An 18,343-nucleotide genomic window follows, 5' to 3' on the forward strand; every position below is an offset into this window, starting at 1 on the left:
ATGACCTCCTCGACGCCCCCTCGTCTGTCCACGCCGCGCGCGCTCGCGCGTCTGCTTCCGTTCGCCAAACCGGTGCTGCCGCGACTGAGCCTCGGCTTCGCCAGCGCGCTCGTCGCGAGCCTGCTCGCTCTCGGCATCCCGCTCGTCCTCGAGGTGATCGTCGGCCCCGAGGGGCCGATCTCCTCGGGCGACCCATGGCTCATCGTCCTCGGCGCCGGCGCCATCCTCGCACTCGGCCTGCTCGAGGCGCTCATGGTCTGGGCGCGCCGTTGGTTCGTGCTCGCCCCTGCCACGAAGGTCGAGTACGAGCTGCGCACCGACTTCTTCGCGCGGCTCCAGCGCCTGCCGGTCGCCTTCCACGATCGCTGGCAGTCGGGCCAGCTGCTGAGCCGGATGATGCAGGACATCAGCCTCATCCGCCGCTGGCTCGCCTTCGGCATCGTCCTGCTCGTCGTGAACATGGTGACGATCGTCGTCGGCTCGATCATCCTGTTCCGGTGGCACTGGCTGCTGGGCACGATCTTCGTTGTCGTCTCCGCGCCCCTGTGGATCGCGGGCTTCGTGTTCGAGAACCGCTACGGGCTGCTCTCGCGCCAGAGCCAGGACCAGGCCGGTGATCTCGCGACGGCCGTCGAGGAGTCGGTGCACGGCATCCGCGTGCTGAAGGCGTTCGGCCGCGGCGGTCACGCCCTGCAGAAGTTCACGCGGCAGGCCGAGACCCTGCGCGAGACCGAGGTCAAGAAGGCCAAAGCGGTCGGCTGGATCTGGTTCTGGCTCGTTCTGCTGCCCGACATCGCCTTCGCACTGTGCCTCGGCGCCGGCATCTACCTCGTGCAGGCGGATGAGCTCGGAGTCGACTCGCTCATCGCGTTCTTCGCGATGGCGACGATCCTGCGCTGGCCCGTCGAGTCGATCGGGTTCCTCTTCTCGTTCCTCGTCGACGCCCGCACGGCGACCGACCGCATCTTCGAGGTGTTCGACGAGCAGAACACGATCACAGACCCCGAGAACCCGACGACCATCGCGCAGCCGCGCGGCGAGCTCGTCTTCGAGGGCGCCCGCTTCCGTTACCAGGATGCGCCGGAGAGCGAGCGCGATCTGCTCGACGGCATCGACCTCGCGCTGCGTCCGGGCGAGACGATGGCGCTCGTGGGCCTGACCGGGTCGGGTAAGACGACGCTCACGACGCTGCCCGGCCGGCTGTACGACGTCACCGGCGGCCGTGTGCTGCTCGACGGCGTCGACGTGCGCGACCTGCGGCTCGACGAGCTGCGCCGCCACGTCGGCATGGCGTTCGAAGACGCGACGCTGTTCTCGCAAACCGTCCGCGAGAACGTGCTGCTCGGGCGCGAAGACCTCGAGCGCGGCAGCGCGGAGGCCGAGCGCGTCATGCGAGAGGCGCTGTCTGTCGCGCAGGCGAACTTCGTCGACACGCTGCCGGCGGGGGTCGACACGGTCATCGGCGAAGAGGGGCTCAGCCTCTCGGGCGGACAGCGGCAGCGCCTGGCGCTCGCCCGCGCCGTCGCCGCTCGTCCGGCCGTGCTCGTGCTCGACGATCCGCTGTCGGCACTCGACGTCGACACCGAGGCGCTCGTCGAAGACGCGCTCCGCGAGGTGCTCGCCGACACGACCGCCCTCATCGTCGCGCACCGCCCGTCGACGGTGACGCTCGCCGACCGGGTGGCGCTGCTCGAAGAGGGGCGCGTGACCGCCGTCGGCACCCACTCCGAGCTGCTGCGCACCAGCGAGCACTACCGCCACGTCATCTCGAGTCTCGAGGACGAACAGCAACGACAGGACGAAAGGGAGGTGACCCTGTGAGCACCGTCACCGGGACGAGCGGCGAGGACCGCTCCGACTACACCCGCGACGAGAGCCGCGAGATCCGGCGGCGCTCGCTGCGCCTGCTCGGGTCGCTGGTCTCGCCGCTGCGCATGCAACTGGCGCTGGCGGCGGTCGTGCTCGTGGTGTCGACGGCGTTGCGGGTCGCCGGCCCCGCTCTCGTGGGCTGGGGTATCGCCAATGCGCTACCCGCCGTGCAGAAGGAAGCCGACTGGATGCCGGCCATCGCGGTCGTCATCGTCTTCCTCATCACGGCTATCGGCGGCGCCGCGCTCATCGGCTGGTACGCCGTCGTCGCAGCTCGCCTGACCCAGGCGGTCATGATCGACCTGCGCAAGCGGATCTTCCGCCACACGCAGCGGCTGAGCCTGGAGTTCCACGAGTCGTACACCTCGGGGCGCATCATCTCGCGTCAGACCAGCGATCTCGACACGATCCGCGAACTGCTCGACGGCGGCCTGAACGAGCTCGTCTCGGGTCTGCTCTACGGCGGGTTCACCCTCATCGCGCTCCTGCTGCTCGATTGGCAGTCGGGCGTCATCCTCGCGGTCATGGGCATTCCGCTGTTCCTGCTCATGCGCTGGTTCTACCTGCGCTCGCAGGTCGTCTACCGCGAGTCGCGCGTCATCAGCGCGAAGGTGATCGTCAAGTTCGTCGAGTCGATGACCGGCATCCGCGCGGTGAAGGCGTTCCGCAAGGAGCCCGCGAACGATGCCGAGTTCGGCGGGCTCTCGAGCGACTACCGCGATGTGAACATGCGCTCGATCCGCCTGTTCGGAACGTTCGAGCCGGCGCTCATGGCGGTGGCATCCGTCTCGCTCGCCCTCGTGCTGGCATGGGGCGGATTCCGGGTGGTCGACGGCACGCTGAGCCTCGGCTTCCTGCTGTCGGCTGTGCTGTACGTGCGCAACTTCTTCGCGCCGATGCAGGAGGTCGCCTTCTTCCTCAACTCGTACCAGTCGGCGACAGCGGCGCTCGAGAAGGTGTCGGGCGTGCTCGAAGAGGAACCGACGGTTCCCGACCCGACGGCTCCGGTCGAGCTGCGTGAGGCCCGCGGGCACCTGCGTTTCGAGGACGTGACCTTCGGGTACTCGGATGCCGTGACGATCCTGCCCGACTTCTCGCTCGACATGCCCGCGGGGCAGACGATCGCGCTCGTGGGGACGACGGGCGCCGGCAAGTCGACACTCGCCAAGCTCGTCGCGCGCTTCTACGACCCCACGCAGGGCCGGGTGACCCTCGACGGCGTCGACCTGCGTCAGCTGCATCCGAAAGACCTACGGCGCGCGATCGTCATGGTCACGCAGGAGGCGTACCTGTTCAGCGGCACGGTGGCCGACAACATCGCGCTCGGCAAGCCCGACGCGACGATGGACGAGATCCAGGCCGCGGCACGGGCCGTGGGCGCGCACGAGTTCATCGAGCGACTCCCCGACGGATATGCGACCGACGTCAACAAGCGAGGCGGCCGCGTGTCGGCGGGGCAGCGTCAGCTGATCTCGTTCGCGCGCGCGTTCCTCGCCGACCCGGCGGTGCTGATCCTCGACGAGGCGACGGCCTCGCTCGACATCCCGAGCGAGCGGCAGATCCAGGAGGCCCTCGGGACGCTGCTGGCCGACCGCACGGCGATCATCATCGCGCACCGCCTGTCGACAGTGGCCATTGCCGACCGTGTGCTGGTGATGGAGCACGGCCGCATCATCGAGGACGACACACCCGCCGCGCTGATCGCGGGAACGGGCAAGTTCGCCCAGCTGCACACCGCCTGGCGCGAGTCGCTCGTCTGACCGCACGCCGAGAACGCACCCTCGCCCCGAGAACGCACCGGAGACGGTGCGTTCTCGGCGTTGCGGTGCGTTCTCGGCGGGGGTCGGCGTTGGGTGGAGGCCGTCAGCGGATGACGCCGGCGTGATGGGTGACCGCGGCGAGGGGGTGCGACTCGTCGAGGTCGGCGAGGGCCATCACCCCGTCGATGCCGACGCCGACGGGGGCCACCAGGCGCACCGACTCGTCGCCCGCGTGCAGATCGTCGGCGAAGGCCTCCCGCAGCGGGGTCGAGCCGAACACGCCTCCGATCGCGCACACCGGGAACGACTCCTCGTCACTGCGCACCTGGGCGATCGCGGCGCGCACGCTCTGGGCGAGCTCATGCGCGGCGCGCACCGAGATGTCCTGCGCGACGGCGTCGCCCGCGTCGGCCGCGCGGGCGACGACGGCCGCGTAGCTCGCGACGACGCGGACGCGGTCGGGGTCTGCCTGCAGGCTCATGTACGCCTGCGACAGGTCGGGCCAGCGGTCCGAGACCGCCGCCGTCAGCTCGGTCGTCGGGCCACGACCGTCGTAAGCGCGCATCACGGCGTCGAGGGCCTCGCGGCCGATCCAGTAGCCGCTGCCGGCATCGCCCATGATCCAGCCCCAACCGTCGACGCGTGCGGTGGTCTCGGCCCCGACGGCGAGCGTCACGACTCCGGTGCCGGCTGCCACCACGGCCCCGCGCCGGTCGCCGAGGGCGCCGAGGAACGAGGTCGTCGAATCGTGCGCGAGCACGACCCCGCGCACGCCCTGCGCCGCCGTCAGGGCGAGCAGGGCGTCGGCGTCGGCGTTCGCGTCGGTCAGCCCCGAGATGCCCGCCACAACCACGTCGGCCAGTGCCCCGGTGCGCGTCGCCGTCTCGGCGACGACGGCGGCGAGCTGGGGGAGCAGCGGCTCGCCGGTGCGGATGCCGGGGAAGAGGAGGTCTCCACCGGATGCCGCGGCCGGGCGCACCTTGATCCCGCTCTGTCCCGCGTCGATGGCGAGCACGCGACGTGCACTCATGCGGCGCCTCCGAGCGCGCGGCGCAGGAAGGCCGCCTGGGCCTCCCACTGGTAGCCCTGCCCGCCCTCGTGCTCGTTGAAGGGGAAGACCGACATCTCCTTGTGCGTGCCGCCGTAGGCGTTGAATGCGGCGTAGACCGTCGAAGGCGGGCACACCGGGTCGAGCAGTCCCACCGAGAACAGGGCGGCGGCGTCGGCGCGACGGGCGAAGTTCACGCCATCGAAGTACGACAGGGTCTCGAAGACCCGGGCCTCGTCGCCGCGGTGGACGGCGAGCCATCGCACGACCTCCTGATAGGGGTCGCTGCCGGTGAAGCCCACGGCGCGCTCGAAGTTGCAGAGGAAGGGTACGTCGGGCATCGCCGCGACGAGGCCCTCGCTCAGGCCGGCGGCCGCGATGGCGATACCGCCGCCCTGGCTGCCGCCCGTGACCGACACCCGCGAGGCGTCGACCTGCGGCAGCGACCGCACCGCGTCGACCGCGCGCACGGCGTCGGTGAACACGCGCCGGTAGTAGTAGGTCTCCGGCGATTCGATGCCGCGAGTCATGAAGCCGGGCACGGCCGGGCCCGACCCGTGCGGATCGGGCGTCTCGCCGCCGCTGCCCCACACGCTGCCCTGTCCGCGGGTGTCCATGACGAACGAGGCGTATCCGGCGGTGGCCCAGGCGAGCCGCTCGGTCGGCAGACCCCGACCGCCGCCGTAGCCGACGAACTCCACGACCGCCGGCAACGGCCCCTCGCGATGCGCGGGGAGGATCAGCCAGGCCTTCACGGGATCACCGCCGTAACCGGGGAAGGTCACGTCGTGCACATCGACGGTGGCGTACAGCTCGGCTGCCGCAGACACCGTCACCTCGCCTCCGGCCTCACGCGAGCCCGCGATCGTGGCCGACCAGAAATCGTCGAAATCGCTGGGCTCGCTCACCTCCGGGCGATAGTCCTGCAGTTCGGCGAGCGGAAGATCGAAGCGCGGCACGCGCTCACCCTAGCGCGAAGCCCGGAGTCGTGAGAGATATCTCGACATCGAGAGAACTGCCCCCGTGCGATACGCTGAGGACCGACCCTCGACGCGCTTTTTGGAGAGACGACACGTGCCCGACTCGACCATCATCTACACGTACACCGACGAGGCGCCGGCACTGGCCACCGCCTCCTTCCTGCCCATCGTCGAGGCCTTCGCCGGTGCGGCCGGCGTGGCCATCGAAACCCGCGACATCTCGCTCGCGGGCCGCATCCTCGCCGCCTTCCCGCAGAACCTCACCCCCGAGCAGCAGGTGGGCGATGCCCTCGCCGAGCTCGGCGGCCTGGCGACGCTGCCCGAGGCCAACATCATCAAGCTGCCGAACATCTCGGCCTCGATCCCGCAGCTGAAGGCGGCCATCGCCGAGCTGCAGGCTGCGGGGTACGACATCCCGAACTACCCCGACGAGCCGCAGAACGTCGACGAGAAGGACGTCCGCGCCCGCTACGACCGCATCAAGGGCTCCGCCGTGAACCCCGTGCTGCGCGAGGGCAACAGCGACCGTCGCGCTCCGCTGTCGGTGAAGAACTACGCGCGCAAGCACCCGCACCGCAACAAGCCGTTCGCCGACGGGGCGAAGACCCGCGTCGCGACGCTGGGCCACGACGACTTCAAGTCGAACGAGACCTCCACGGTCATCGAGGGCGACGACGTGCTCACCATCCGCTTCACGGCTCAGGACGGCACCGTCACCGAGCTGAAGTCGGGCCTCAAGGTGCTCCCGGGCGAGGTGGTCGACGCGACCTTCCTGTCGGCCGCGGCCCTCGACGCCTTCCTCGCCGACACGGTCGCGCAGGCCGCCGCCGAGGACGTGCTGTACTCGGTGCACCTCAAGGCGACGATGATGAAGGTCAGCGACCCGATCATCTTCGGTCACGTCGTGCGCGCCTTCTTCGCCGACGTGTTCGCCCGTTACGGCGACGACCTCGCCGCTGCCGGCCTCACCCCCAACGACGGCCTCGGTGCGATTCTCGCGGGCCTGTCTCAGCTCGGGAACGGCGACGAGATCCGTGCCGCCTTCGACGCCGCGATCGCCGCCGGCCCGCGTCTGTCGTACGTCAACTCCGACAAGGGCATCACGAACCTCCACGTGCCCTCCGACGTGATCGTCGACGCCTCGATGCCCGCCCTCATCCGCAACGGCGGCAAGCTCTGGGGTGCCGACGGCGGCGAGGACGACACGATCGCCGTCATCCCCGACTCGTCGTACGCCGGCGTCTACCAGGCGACGATCGACGACGTCATCGAGCACGGCCCGCTCGACCCCGCCACGATCGGGTCGGTGCCCAACGTCGGCCTGATGGCCCAGGCGGCGGAAGAGTACGGCTCGCACGACAAGACCTTCGAGATCCCGGCTGCGGGCACGGTCGAGGTCGTCGACTCCTCGGGCTCGGTCCTGCTGTCGCACGAGGTCCAGGCCGGCGACATCTGGCGTGCGACCCAGACGAAGGATGTCGCGGTGCGCGACTGGGTCAAGCTCGCGGTCACCCGCGCGCGCGCAACGGGCGTCCCCGCCGTGTTCTGGCTCGACGAGACCCGCGCCCACGACGCGAACCTCATCGCGAAGGTCAAGACCTACCTCGCCGAGCACGACACCGACGGCCTCACCATCGAGATCCTGGCGCCCGCCGACGCGACGCGCTACTCGCTCGAGCGCATCCGCCGCGGTGAGGACACGATCTCCGTCACCGGCAACGTCCTGCGCGACTACCTGACCGACCTCTTCCCGATCCTCGAGGTGGGCACGAGCGCCAAGATGCTCTCGATCGTCCCGCTGCTAGCCGGTGGCGGTCTGTTCGAGACCGGCGCAGGCGGCTCGGCACCGAAGCACGTGCAGCAGCTCGTCGCCGAGAACTACCTGCGGTGGGACTCGCTGGGCGAGTTCTTCGCTCTGGCCGCCTCGTTCGAGCACCTCGCCGAGTACACCGGCAACGCCCACGCCAAGGTGCTCGCCGACACGCTGGATGCCGCGACCGGCACGTTCCTCGAGCAGGACAAGTCGCCCGGCCGCGCGCTCGGCACGATCGACAACCGCGGCAGCCACTTCTACCTCGCGCTGTACTGGGCTCAGGAGCTGGCCGCACAGACGGTCGACGCCGAGCTCGCCGCCGCGTTCGCGCCGGTCGCTGAGGAGCTCGCCGCGAACGAGACCACGATCGTGGACGAGCTGGTGGCGGTTCAGGGATCGCCGGCGGAGATCGGCGGCTACTACCGCCCCGATGCCGAGCTCGTCGCTGCCGTCATGCGGCCTTCGGCGACGCTGAACCGCATCATCGACGGGATGTGACCTCACTCTGACGCAGCAGAACGCCCCGGCCGCTTCGGCGGTCCGGGGCGTTCTGCTGCGTGCGTGGGGGAGTCCGTCAGAAGCGGATCTCGGCGACGACCTCGCCGTACTCGGTCTCGTCGACGGGGGTGAAGCCGACACGGGTGAAGAACGCCTCGGGCCCGCCCTCGCCCGCTTCGTAGATCACGTTGAGGCAGTCGAAACCGCGCTTGCGCGCCTCGTCGACCAGTTGCTCGACCGCGAAGCGTCCGACGCCGCGGCCCTGGTCGTCGGCGTCGACGTTGATGCGCCACAGCACCGAGCGGAAGTGCTCGTGCGGCGCGTCGGGGTCGAAACCGGCGCTGACGAATCCGACGACCTCGTCGCCGTCGAGGATGACGCGCTGCCATGAGGTCGCAGGGTCGACCACGGTCGCGGCGATGGCGTAGCTCTCGGGCACGACGAAACGCTCCTGCCCGGGCTTCAGCGACAGGTTGTTCACCGCGACGATCGTCGACGCCGACAGTTCTTCCACTCGGAGGTCAGCCATGGTCACAGGCTAACGGTGATCGATCCGTCGCGCATCGATCGATCGGACGATACGACGGGAGACGTCGGTTCCCGTCGATCAGGCGTGGACGTAGACGTCGGTTCCGGCGACGGCCCACTCGTAGATCTGGGCGGCGCGCGAGTCGGGCATCCCGACGCACCCGGCGCTCATCCGGTTGCCCCAGTTGCTGTGCCAGTAGACGCCATGGAACGCCTGATCGCCGTTGAAGTACATGGCCCACTTGACGTCGGGCTGAACGTAGCTGACACCCGAGTCGGCAGCGGTGCCGCGCATGTCCTGGCGTGGGGTCTTCCACCCGATCGTGTAGTAGCCGGTCTGCGTGTCGGCGCCGGGGCGGCCCGTCGAGACGAGCCACGAGTCGACGACGACGCCGTTCTCCTTGAGGTAGAGGCGTTGCTCGCCGAGGTCGACCTCGAGAAGACGGGTGATGGTCTCGGTAGTGACCGGGACGACATCCACGGGCAGACGGTAGGCGGCATCCCCCGTCGCGAGCTGTTCGGCGAAATCGGCGGCGATGCCGTCGGTCGAAGTCAGCGTGCGGCCGTCGAGACCGGCGTCGGAGTCGTCGATGATCTCACCGGCGGCGTTGGCGAACACCACGCCGTTCACGGGGGCACGATCGACGAGGCTCGGCAGCGTGTCGACGACGGGCTGGATGGCGGCGGGGTCTGCCGTGATCTCGAACGACCCGTCGTCGGCGGTCGCGACCGTCAGCCAGCTCGCCGCCGTGGCGCGGTCGACGGGAACGGTGCGCTCGTCGCCGACGTAGAAGCCGACGCCGTCGAGCATGCTGTTGAGCGACGCGGCGGTCTCTTCCGCGGCGGCGGTGGTGGTCAGTGCCGAGACGGGTGTGAGCTCGGGGTCGATGGCGGCGCCGGTCGCGCCGGAGTCGAACGCGCTCTGCAGGCCCGCACGGGCCGCCTCGGGGTCCACTCCCGCGCCGGGCACGTCGGGGCTGACGACGTAGGACGTACCGTCGAACGAGATGGATGCCGCCGTGGGCTCGACGTAGAGGTCGCCCGCAGCGCCCCGCAGCGCGCTGCTGGCGCTGGCTTCGTCGAGGGTCACGGTGGCGGCGATGGGGTCGCCGAACCACTGGGTGACGTTCCACGCGGGTCGGGCGTCGAAGGCGGATGCCGCGAGCGCCGTGCCGTCCACCTGCGCCCCGAGGTCGGCACCCGAGACGCTCGCCCCGCCGTCACCGAGCGTGACGGTGGTCTGGTCGAGCCGGTCCTGCACAGCCGATGCTGCGGCGCCGGGGGTCATGAAACCGACGGGGACGCCGGCGATGGTCGTGCCGGGGGCGATCAGGAAGAAGGATGCCGCGGCTGCTCCCAGCGCGACGACGCCGACGGGAACACCGATCCACAGGCCGAGATGCCGCTTCTTGCGCGCCGGCTCGACAGGTGCCCATTCGACGCGCTGATCGGGATCGGTCGAGGGCACGCCCGATTCGGCCGTGCTCTCGTGATCATGCTTCGACGCGACATCCGTCACCGCTGTACCCCCGTCTGCGCGTGAACGCGCACTCGGAACTCATGGTACGCGACAGCAGTCCGAGAGCGGCCTGAGTGAAACCAGAGTGTTATTCAGCGGCGCGATCCGGCTCGCGCCGGGTGCTCAGCTGGCGCCGCAGAGTTCGGTGTAGGTGTCGATGCTGCCCTGGACGTCGCTGAGCGCCGTGGTCAGCTCCGTGGCTCGATCGGTGTCGCCGGCGGCGACGGCCTCCATCGAATCGGCGGCCGAGGAGAACGCCGTCTGCAGGTCGGGGAGGATGCCCGAGACTTCTTCGTTGGTGACCTGGGCGGCAGCCTCGCCCATGCCGTCGGAGATGGTGCGCAGCGCACTCGCCGCCGCGGCGGGGTCGGAGGGGTCGATCTCCTGGATGCCCTGCGTGGCTTCGGTCATGACGTCGTCGACCTGCGTGCACGCGTCTTCGACCGACTGGTTGCTCGCGGCGTTCGAGCCTCCGGAGGCGGAGTCGTCGCCCCCGGTGCATCCGGTCAGGGCGACGAGCGCCAGCGCGGTGACGGTGAGGGCGGTCAGGCGACGGTTCATGCGGTTCTCCTCGGGGCGGCGATCACTCCACCCTACGGAGGAGTGGCGCTGGAGAGTCCCACTTGACATCTGGTCTGGACGTGCGGCGCGGATGTAACGGGTTTGTAAACATCACTAGCAAAACCGACCCGGCCGCTTGTGCCGGCCCCTTTCGTAAGGTCTACTAACAAACATGACGAGCTCGGACACCCAGGCCCCGCGGCGCACGACCCGCACGCGGCGCCCAGGCGCGAAGATCCTGCCCGAGCACGCTCGGGCGCACAACCGCGCGCTCGTTCTCGAACGGCTCTTCCACGGGGGAGCGATGAGCCGTGCCGACCTGGCCCGCGAGACCGGATTGACGCGCGTCACGATCTCCGACCTCGTCGCCGAGCTCATCGGCGACGGCTTCGTGGCGGAACAGGGTGTCCGCGAGGCCGCGGGCCCGGGCAAGCCTGCCATCCTCATCGATCTCGCTCGTGACGGGCACCGCATCGTCGGCCTCGACCTCTCGGGGAACGACCTGTTCGCGGGGGCAGTCATGACCCTCGACGGCGAGATCGTCGCGCGTCACGAGGCTGCCGTCCCCCGAGACCGCGCCGACATCCTGCCGGTGGTCGTCGAGCTGGCGCGCACTCTCGTGCGCGATGCGCATGCGCCCGTGCTCGGGGTGGGCGTCGGTACCCCGGGTGTCGTCGACGCGGCCGGGGTCGTGCTCGCCGCGCCCGGCCTCGGTTGGGAAGGCGTCGACCTCACCGGCATCCTGAGCGATGCCGTCGGCGTGCCCGTCCTCGTCGCGAACGACGCGAACGCCGCGGTGCTCGCGGAGCACACGTTCGGCGGAGCCGGTGACGACGTCATCCTCGTCAAAGTCGGCCGAGGCGTCGGTGCCGGGCTCCTCACCGGCGGCGACCCCCTGCGCGGTGCGCGATCGGCCGCGGGTGAGATCGGTCACGTCACCGTGGGCACCGACGGCGGCCCCGACTGCGCCTGCGGCAAGGTGGGATGTCTCGAGGCATGGATCTCGGTCCCCTCTCTCTCCGCCCGCCTCGCAGCCGGTGCCGAAAGCGATCGCGAGGGACTCCTGCGCGACGCGGGCGAGCGGCTCGGCATCGCACTGGCCCCCATCGTCGGGGCGCTCGATCTGTCGGAGGTCGTCCTCTCCGGCCCCGCAGAACTTCTCGACGGCCCGCTCGCACGGGCGGCTGCCGAGACGGTGCGCACCCGCACGCTCGCCACGTTCCACGACGAGCTGCAGGTGCGGATGACGGAGCAAGGCCAGGACATCGTCCTGCGCGGCGCTGCCGTCATGGTCCTGTCAGGTCGCCTCGGCGTCTCCTGACCCTGCTCCACATCCCCTGAGATCCACCCGCACCAACCGCTCCACACCCGGACGAGCCATCCGACTCGTCGACACCAGAGAAGAAGGAATCACCATGAAGAAGAGCCTCGGAGCACTGTCGCTCCTCGGTGCCTCCGCCCTGCTGCTCGCCGGTTGCGCGAGCGGCGACGCGGGGCAGAGCGCCGAGACCGGAGACCTGACCGTGTGGCTTGTCGGCACCGACACCCCGCAGGACGCCCGCGACTACCTCAAGAAGACGTTCGAAGCCGAGAACGAAGGCTGGACGTTGACCATCGAGGAGAAGACCTGGGCCGACACCGCGGACAACTACGTCGCCGCGCTGTCATCGAACGACGCACCCGACCTGGTCGAGGTCGGCAACACGCAGTCGCCCGGCTTCATCGACCAGGGCCTGTTCCTCGACATCTCCGACATCGAGGCCGACCTCGGCGGCGATGCGTTGCTGCAGAGCTTCGTCGAGCTCGGATCCGCGGACGGCAGCCTCTACGCCGCGCCGTACTACGCGGGGTCGCGCATCGTCTTCTACTCGCCCTCTTCATACAGCGGTGAGGTGCCCACGACGCTCGAGGAGTACGTGGCCGACGGCATCGCCGCGACGACAGCCACCAAGTCGGGCATCTACGCACCCGGCAAGGACTGGTACAACGCCCTTCCCTACGTCTGGGCGAACGGCGGCGAGATCGCGACCCAGGACGGCGACACCTGGAAGGGCGGGTTCTCCAGCTCGGGCGGCATCGCCGGTCTGGAGATGCTCCAGGACGTCTACGAGAATGCCACCATCGCGCCGGCCGACGCGGACGAGACCGATCCCCAGGTGCCCTTCTGCGCCGGCGAGGTCGGATTCCTCTCCGCTCCCGCCTGGGTGAAGTGGTCGATCCTCGCACCCGCCGACGACGCGAAGGCTCCCGGCTGCCCCGAGACCGCGGGCGCCGACCTGAAGGCCTTCGCGCTTCCCGGCATGACCGCCGGCGAGGTCGCTCCGGTGTTCGCGGGAGGCTCGAACATCGCCGTCGCCGCGAAGTCGGACGCACCCGACAAGGCCGAGGCTGCGCTGAAGATCATCCTCTCGGAGGGCTACCAGAAGATCCTCGCCGAGAACGGCCTGATCCCCGCGCTGACCTCCTTCGCCGAGTTCCTGCCCGACGACGAGATCACGGCCGAGGCCGCCAAGGCCGTCGCGTCGTCGAAGGCCGTGCCGGCGAGCCCGAACTGGTCCGAGGTCGAGTCATCCGGTGCCATCAAGGACGCGCTGGTCAAGATCGCACAGGGCGGCGACGTCACCGCGATCGCGACCGAGCTCGACAGCCAGATCGAAGCGATCCTCAACAAGTAGCCGGGCGTCGTGGGACGCGGCGCCCGGCCCCGCGTCCCACGACGATCGCAGAGAGGACAGGACGATGACAGACGTCCTCACCCGCCCGCCCCGCCGCGCGAAGCGCCCGGCGTCGCCGACGCCGGGCGAGCGGGAACGGTCGCGCCGACGGCGTGACAACGTCGGCGCGCTGACACTGCTCGGCCCATCGCTCATCATCCTCGGGGTGATGGTCGGCTATCCCGCCGTGCTGATGCTCGTGCAGTCGTTCACCGACTACGCCATCCGCAACAAGGTGCAGGGCACGCTGCCCGACTTCATCGGTTTCGAGAACTACCTCGAGGTCTTCACGCAGTCCGACTTCCCGGCCGTCCTCGTCCGCAGCCTCGGGCTGATGGTGGTGATGACCGTGCTGATCGTCAGCCTCGGCGCTCTCGTCGCCGTGCTCATGACGCGGCTGCGGCGAGGCTGGCGCGTCCTCGTGTCGCTCGGCCTCCTGCTCGCCTGGGCGATGCCGCCGCTGGCGGCGACCACCGTCTGGGGCTGGATCTTCGACTCGCAGTACGGCATCGTCAACTGGGCCCTGAACACCATGACGGGATCGACCGACTGGACCAACCATTCGTGGCTGGCCAACCCGTGGTCCTTCTTCTTCGTCCTCACCGTGATCGTCGTCTGGCAGGGCGTGCCCTTCGCCGCCTTCACCCTTTACGCAGCACTCGGACAGGTCCCCGCCGAGGTGCTCGAGGCGGCATCCCTCGACGGCGCGGTGGGCTGGCAGCGTTTCCGCCTCGTGGTCTTCCCCTACCTGCGCAATGTCGTCACGGTCGTCGTCGTGCTCCAGGTCATCTGGAACCTCCGCATCTTCACCCAGGTCTACGCGCTGCAGCAGCGCGGCGGCCTCATCTCCGAGACCAACGTGCTCGGCACCTACATCTTCCGGCAAGGGCCGGGGGAGTTCGGCGTGACGAGTGCGATCGGCGTGCTCATGGTCGTGCTGCTCCTCGCCCTGTCATGGGGATACATCCGCACCACGCTCAAGGAGGAGGAGCTGTGAGCACCCAGGTCACCCCGGCGACCCAGCTCGGCACGATCGGGGTCGACGAGGTCGTCGGCGAGGTGGGGCGCGCGAAGCGCCCCCGGCCGCGATCGCTCGACGTGAGGCGACCGCCGCGTCGCCGCATCCTCTCGCGGGCGGGACTGAACCTCGCGGCGCTGATCGTCTTCGTCTGCTCGGTGTTCCCCGTCTACTGGATGCTGAACATGTCGTTCACGCGCGGCGAGAGCATCATCAGCCGCACCCCGAGCTTCCTGCCCTTCGACTTCACCCTCGGCAACTACGCGACCGCGTGGACGCGCGAGGCGGCTCCGGGGCAGACCGACTTCGTGCACGGTCTGCTGTCGTCGACCCTGGTGACCGTGGGCGTCCTCGTCGTCACCCTGGTGCTGGCCTTCCTCGCCTCGATCGCGGTCGCCCGCATCCGCTTCCGCGGCCGGCGCTCGTTCATCGTCGCCGTGCTCATCGTGCAGATGATCCCCGGCGAGGCGATGATGTTCACGATCTACGGCATGATCGACGACTGGCGCCTGATGAACACCCTCATCGGCCTCGGCATCGTCTACGTCGCCGCCGTCATCCCCTTCACGATCTGGACCCTGCGCGGCTTCGTCGCGGGAGTCCCGGCAGACCTCGAAGAGGCGGCCATGATCGACGGGTGCACGCGCACCCAGGCGTTCTGGAAGGTGACCTTCCCGCTGCTGGCCCCCGGGCTCGTCGCGACCGGCATCTTCGCGTTCATCCAGTCGTGGAACGAGTTCACGATGGCGCTGCTGCTCATGAAGGGCTACAACCTGACCCTCCCGCCGTGGCTGCTGTCGTTCCAGTCGGCGACCGCCGCGACCAACTGGGGCGCCGTGATGGCGGCATCCACCCTCATCTCGATCCCCGTCGTGATCTTCTTCCTCATCGTGCAGGGGCGGATGTCGGGCGGGCTCGTCTCGGGCGCAGTGAAGGGATGACGCTGCGCATCGGTGTCGACGTGGGCGGCACGAAGATCCTCGCCGTGTCCGTCGACGACCACGGTGACGAGATCGCGCGGCGGCGCCGGCCCACCGGATGGGGCGGGGATGCCGTCGCCGACGGCGTCGCAGCCATCGTCGCCGACCTCGCGGGCAGTGAGACGGACGTCGCCATCGGCGTCGGGGTTCCGGGACAGATCCTGCCGGGAAGCGGCGTCGTCGAGCACGCTCTGAACCTCGGGATCGAGCGGTACGACCTCGCCGAGGCTGTCGGGGCGCGGCTGGGCGTCAGGCCCTCGATCGACAACGACGTGCGCTACGCGGCCGTCGGCGTGCGCTCGCTCCGGCGCGCGGGCGGATCGCTCGCCTACCTCAATCTCGGTACCGGCGTCGCGGCGGGAATCGTCGACGAGGCCGGACCGAGGCGCGGCGCACGCGGCGCGGCCGGCGAGATCGGCCACATCCCCATCGACCCCGACGGCCCTCGCTGCCGCTGCGGACAATACGGATGCATCGAGGCGTTCGCCGGCGGCGGAGCCGTCGCCGAGCGCTGGGGCGAAGCCGCGCCGCTCCCGGTGCTGACGGTCTTCGACGCCGCCGATGCGGGAGACGAGCGCGCGGGCGCCATCCGAGGCGACCTGGTCCGCGGCGTCGCCGCAGGGGTTCGGCTCCTGGTGCTCACGACCGACGTCGACGTGGTCGTCCTGGGTGGGGGCATCGCCGCGCTCGCCGACCGCCTGCTCAGCCCCGTGCGGGCGGCGCTCGCCGAGTCCGCCGCGGCGTCGCCGTTCCTGCGGTCACTGCGGCTGGACCAGCGGGTCGAGCTCGTGCCCCGCGATGTGCCGGTGGGAGCCCTGGGGGCCGCTGTTCAGGCCCAGGCGAGCGGAAGCAGATGCTCGGTGCTGAGCGGTGCCAGTGGCAACGCGGCGGCTTCGTCCGCCGTGAGCCAACGCGCCTCGGCGATCTCGGCGGCTGCGCTGACCGACGCGGGGTCGAGCGTGATCGCGAACGCTTCGGCGACCACGCGGAAACCCGGCTCGTTCGCGGCATCCGACTCGAACCGGCCGAGATAGACGAGGTCGGGTTCGGCCACGACGACGCCGAGCTCTTCGTGCAGCTCGCGGACGAGGGCCGCGCCGGCCGACTCGCCCGGCTCGGGCTTGCCGCCGGGCGCCATGAACCGCTCGGTGCCGCGCTTGCGGACGAGGAGCGTGCGCCCGTCGCCGTCGGTCACCACCGCGGCGCTGACGTGCACCTCCCGGGCGGGGACGGATGCGGTCACTGTGCGAACACCTTCCCGGGGTTCAGGATGCCGGCGGGGTCGAAGACCCGCGCGATGCGGCGCTGCAGCTCCCACTGGTCGTCGCCGAGCTCGTCGGCGAGCCAGCGTCGTTTGAGGACGCCCACGCCGTGTTCCCCGGTGAGTGTTCCGCCGAGGCGCAGAGCCGACTGGAAGAGGTCTTCCGCCGCCTCCCAGATCACCTCGGGAACCTCGTCGCCGTCGAAGATGAAGTTCGGATGCAGGTTGCCGTCGCCCGCGTGGCAGACGGTGGGGATCGTCAGGCCGAAGCGCTCTTCGATGCGCGCGATCTCGTCGAACATCGCGGGCAGGGCGCTGCGCGGCACCGAGACGTCTTCGATGAGTGCAGTCCCCAGCGTCTCCATGGCCGGATGCATCGACCGCCGCACGGTCCACAGCTGCTGAGCCTCCGCGTCGTCCCGGGCGAGGCGAACGGTGCCGCCTGCCGCGGCGAGCACCGCCACGACGGCCTCCGCTTCGGCGGTCGCCCCGGGGCCGTCGGTCTGGACCGTCAGCTGCGAGGCGCCGGGGGTGGGGGCGGGAAGACCGAGCAGACGATGCGAGGCCGCCAGCGAGGTTGCGTCCATCAGTTCCATGATCGCCGGCTGGATCCCGGCTGCGGTGACCGCCGACGCCGCGACCGCCGCGGCGCGGACATCGCCGAACGTCGCGGCGATCGTGCGCGCCTCACCGGGAACGAGGCGGCGGAGTTTCAGCGTCGCGGCGACGACTATGCCCAGGATGCCCTCCGAGCCGATGACGAGCGAGGTCAGGTCGAGACCCGTCACGCCCTTGACCGTCCGATGGCCCAGGCGCATCAGGCGCCCGTCGGCGAGGACGAGATCGAGCCCGAGGACCGCGTCTCGGACCACGCCGTACTTCGCGCACAGCAGGCCGCCCGCGCCCGTGGCGATGTTGCCGCCGACGGTGGAGATGTCGCGGCTCGCGGGATCGGGAGCCCACCACAGGCCGTGCTCCGCGAGGGCGGCGTTCAACTGTCCGTTCAAGATGCCGGGCTCGACCACCGCGATGAGGTCGTCGGGGTGGACCTCGAGGATGCGGTCCATCGAACGCAGCGACAGCCCGATCTCGCCGACGCCGGTGTTCGCGCCGCCGGCCAGCCCCGTGCCGGCGCCGCGCGGGACCACGGGGGTGCCGGTCGCCGAGGCGATGCGCATCGTCTTCTGGACGTCGTCGACGGTGCGGGCATGGACGACAGCGAGGGGCGACCCGGATGCCGCCTGGCCCGACTTGTCGGCCCGGGCAGCGGTGCGGCCGGCGTCCGTGACATCGACGCGGTCGCCGAGCTCGGCGACGAGCCGGGCGACGACGTCGGGCACGGTCATGACAGGCGCTGGCGCCCGGCGATCACGCCGCAGGTCACCGCGATGACTCCGAACACCAGACCGATCCAGGCCTGGCCCATGCTCCACCAGGCGATGGTGGCCGAGGCATACACGAACAGCTCCACGAGGGCGCGCACGAACGGGTGCACGACGAGCACGGCGCGCGGCGAGACGAACAGAGCCCACAGGAGGATCGCGGCGACAGGAGCCCCGATGCCCGCGACCAGATTGAGCGGGAAATCCCACGCGGCGAAGCCCCAGATCGCGAACGTCGCGACGGCGAACAGCAGACAGGCGAAGGCGAGGAGCTCGACCGCCGAGAGAGCCCGCCGCGTGCCGGCCGCCTGCTGCGGCGCCTCGGGGTTGGCAGGACGGACGTTCGGCAGTTCGGACATGCCTCCGATTCTAGGCGCCGGCCTCACGCCACCGCCCCGGGAGAGACCTCCGG

The 18,343-nt window shown here is 70.2% G+C and carries 15 protein-coding genes and 1 pseudogene; 8 read left to right on the top strand and 8 right to left on the bottom strand.

The genetic code is table 11. The features are described from left to right. Both DEU36_RS12135 and DEU36_RS12140 read left to right on the top strand, forming a co-directional pair. Positions 1-1,821 carry an ABC transporter ATP-binding protein gene (locus DEU36_RS12135; protein ID WP_120264611.1) on the top strand — a complete coding sequence of 607 codons (1,821 nt, stop codon included), beginning with the start codon at positions 1-3 and terminating at the stop codon, positions 1,819-1,821. Next, the gene (locus DEU36_RS12140; RefSeq protein WP_120264612.1) at positions 1,818-3,629 is read left to right on the top strand and encodes an ABC transporter ATP-binding protein; all 1,812 of its coding nucleotides are present in this window, start codon (positions 1,818-1,820) and stop codon (positions 3,627-3,629) included. The genes DEU36_RS12135 and DEU36_RS12140 overlap by 4 nt, the downstream gene beginning before the upstream one ends. Before the next feature lie 103 nt (positions 3,630-3,732). Here DEU36_RS12140 and DEU36_RS12145 read toward each other — a convergent pair whose 3' ends face one another. Next, on the bottom strand, positions 3,733-4,659 hold the full coding sequence (locus DEU36_RS12145) for an N-acetylglucosamine kinase (RefSeq protein ID WP_120264613.1): 927 nt from the start codon (positions 4,657-4,659) through the stop codon (positions 3,733-3,735). Continuing rightward, positions 4,656-5,636 (bottom strand): acetylxylan esterase, encoded by a 981-nt coding sequence (locus DEU36_RS12150; RefSeq protein ID WP_120264614.1) that lies wholly within the window; start codon positions 5,634-5,636, stop codon positions 4,656-4,658. Before DEU36_RS12150 ends, DEU36_RS12145 begins: the two co-directional genes overlap by 4 nt. Positions 5,637-5,751: 115 nt before the next feature. Between DEU36_RS12150 and DEU36_RS12155 the strand changes: the two genes are divergently transcribed. Further along, on the top strand, positions 5,752-7,968 hold the full coding sequence (locus tag DEU36_RS12155; RefSeq protein ID WP_120264615.1) for an NADP-dependent isocitrate dehydrogenase: 2,217 nt from the start codon (positions 5,752-5,754) through the stop codon (positions 7,966-7,968). A 76-nt stretch (positions 7,969-8,044) separates the two neighbouring features. Here DEU36_RS12155 and DEU36_RS12160 read toward each other — a convergent pair whose 3' ends face one another. From DEU36_RS12160 to DEU36_RS12170, 3 genes are all read right to left on the bottom strand, one after another. Beyond that, a complete protein-coding gene (locus DEU36_RS12160; protein WP_094260231.1) occupies positions 8,045-8,497 on the bottom strand; it encodes a GNAT family N-acetyltransferase in 453 nt (150 codons plus the stop codon). 78 nt (positions 8,498-8,575) lie between these two features. Next, positions 8,576-10,015 (bottom strand): L,D-transpeptidase family protein, encoded by a 1,440-nt coding sequence (locus DEU36_RS12165; protein WP_120264616.1) that lies wholly within the window; start codon positions 10,013-10,015, stop codon positions 8,576-8,578. A 123-nt stretch (positions 10,016-10,138) separates the two neighbouring features. Beyond that, positions 10,139-10,576, bottom strand: a complete 438-nt coding sequence (locus DEU36_RS12170) for a hypothetical protein (protein ID WP_120264617.1) — start codon at positions 10,574-10,576, stop codon at positions 10,139-10,141. Positions 10,577-10,748: 172 nt separating this feature from the next. Here DEU36_RS12170 and DEU36_RS12175 point away from each other — a divergent pair, with 172 nt between their 5' ends. From DEU36_RS12175 to DEU36_RS12195, 5 genes are all read left to right on the top strand, one after another. After that, positions 10,749-11,897 (top strand): ROK family transcriptional regulator, encoded by a 1,149-nt coding sequence (locus DEU36_RS12175; RefSeq protein ID WP_120264618.1) that lies wholly within the window; start codon positions 10,749-10,751, stop codon positions 11,895-11,897. A gap of 94 nt (positions 11,898-11,991) precedes the next feature. Next, on the top strand, positions 11,992-13,251 hold the full coding sequence (locus DEU36_RS12180; protein ID WP_120264619.1) for an extracellular solute-binding protein: 1,260 nt from the start codon (positions 11,992-11,994) through the stop codon (positions 13,249-13,251). 64 nt (positions 13,252-13,315) lie between these two features. Beyond that, positions 13,316-14,287: a carbohydrate ABC transporter permease gene (locus tag DEU36_RS12185; protein WP_120264620.1), complete on the top strand. Its 972-nt coding sequence runs from the start codon at positions 13,316-13,318 to the stop codon at positions 14,285-14,287. Then, a complete protein-coding gene (locus tag DEU36_RS12190; RefSeq protein WP_120264621.1) occupies positions 14,284-15,249 on the top strand; it encodes a carbohydrate ABC transporter permease in 966 nt (321 codons plus the stop codon). The genes DEU36_RS12185 and DEU36_RS12190 overlap by 4 nt, the downstream gene beginning before the upstream one ends. Further along, positions 15,246-16,322, top strand: a complete 1,077-nt coding sequence (locus DEU36_RS12195; protein WP_310790738.1) for an ROK family protein — start codon at positions 15,246-15,248, stop codon at positions 16,320-16,322. The genes DEU36_RS12190 and DEU36_RS12195 overlap by 4 nt, the downstream gene beginning before the upstream one ends. Here the strand turns inward: DEU36_RS12195 and DEU36_RS12200 are convergent. The 3 genes and pseudogenes from DEU36_RS12200 to DEU36_RS12210 form a co-directional block, all read right to left on the bottom strand. Beyond that, positions 16,217-16,606: pseudogene (locus tag DEU36_RS12200) on the bottom strand (NUDIX domain-containing protein); the annotation flags it as partial. The gene DEU36_RS12195 and the pseudogene DEU36_RS12200 sit on opposite strands and share 106 nt — an antisense overlap. Beyond that, positions 16,528-17,895 carry an FAD-binding oxidoreductase gene (locus DEU36_RS12205; protein WP_183045391.1) on the bottom strand — a complete coding sequence of 456 codons (1,368 nt, stop codon included), beginning with the start codon at positions 17,893-17,895 and terminating at the stop codon, positions 16,528-16,530. The gene DEU36_RS12205 and the pseudogene DEU36_RS12200, both read right to left, overlap by 79 nt. Continuing rightward, positions 17,892-18,290, bottom strand: coding sequence for a YrdB family protein (locus tag DEU36_RS12210; RefSeq protein ID WP_120264622.1), 399 nt, complete (start codon positions 18,288-18,290; stop codon positions 17,892-17,894). Before DEU36_RS12210 ends, DEU36_RS12205 begins: the two co-directional genes overlap by 4 nt. Between the last annotated feature and the right edge of the window lie 53 nt (positions 18,291-18,343).

Origin of the sequence: Microbacterium sp. AG238, from assembly GCF_003610405.1 — a bacterium.
In the GTDB taxonomy this organism is placed as follows: domain Bacteria; phylum Actinomycetota; class Actinomycetes; order Actinomycetales; family Microbacteriaceae; genus Microbacterium.

Coding starts and splice junctions, on each gene's coding strand:
- DEU36_RS12180 (WP_120264619.1), top strand. CDS start 11,992: ATGAAGAAGAGCCTCGGAGCACTGTCGCTCCTCGGTGCCTCCGCCCTG.
- DEU36_RS12195 (WP_310790738.1), top strand. CDS start 15,246: ATGACGCTGCGCATCGGTGTCGACGTGGGCGGCACGAAGATCCTCGCC.
- DEU36_RS12205 (WP_183045391.1), bottom strand. CDS start 17,895: ATGACCGTGCCCGACGTCGTCGCCCGGCTCGTCGCCGAGCTCGGCGAC.
- DEU36_RS12175 (WP_120264618.1), top strand. CDS start 10,749: ATGACGAGCTCGGACACCCAGGCCCCGCGGCGCACGACCCGCACGCGG.
- DEU36_RS12170 (WP_120264617.1), bottom strand. CDS start 10,576: ATGAACCGTCGCCTGACCGCCCTCACCGTCACCGCGCTGGCGCTCGTC.
- DEU36_RS12135 (WP_120264611.1), top strand. CDS start 1: ATGACCTCCTCGACGCCCCCTCGTCTGTCCACGCCGCGCGCGCTCGCG.
- DEU36_RS12210 (WP_120264622.1), bottom strand. CDS start 18,290: ATGTCCGAACTGCCGAACGTCCGTCCTGCCAACCCCGAGGCGCCGCAG.
- DEU36_RS12160 (WP_094260231.1), bottom strand. CDS start 8,497: ATGGCTGACCTCCGAGTGGAAGAACTGTCGGCGTCGACGATCGTCGCG.
- DEU36_RS12145 (WP_120264613.1), bottom strand. CDS start 4,659: ATGAGTGCACGTCGCGTGCTCGCCATCGACGCGGGACAGAGCGGGATC.
- DEU36_RS12185 (WP_120264620.1), top strand. CDS start 13,316: ATGACAGACGTCCTCACCCGCCCGCCCCGCCGCGCGAAGCGCCCGGCG.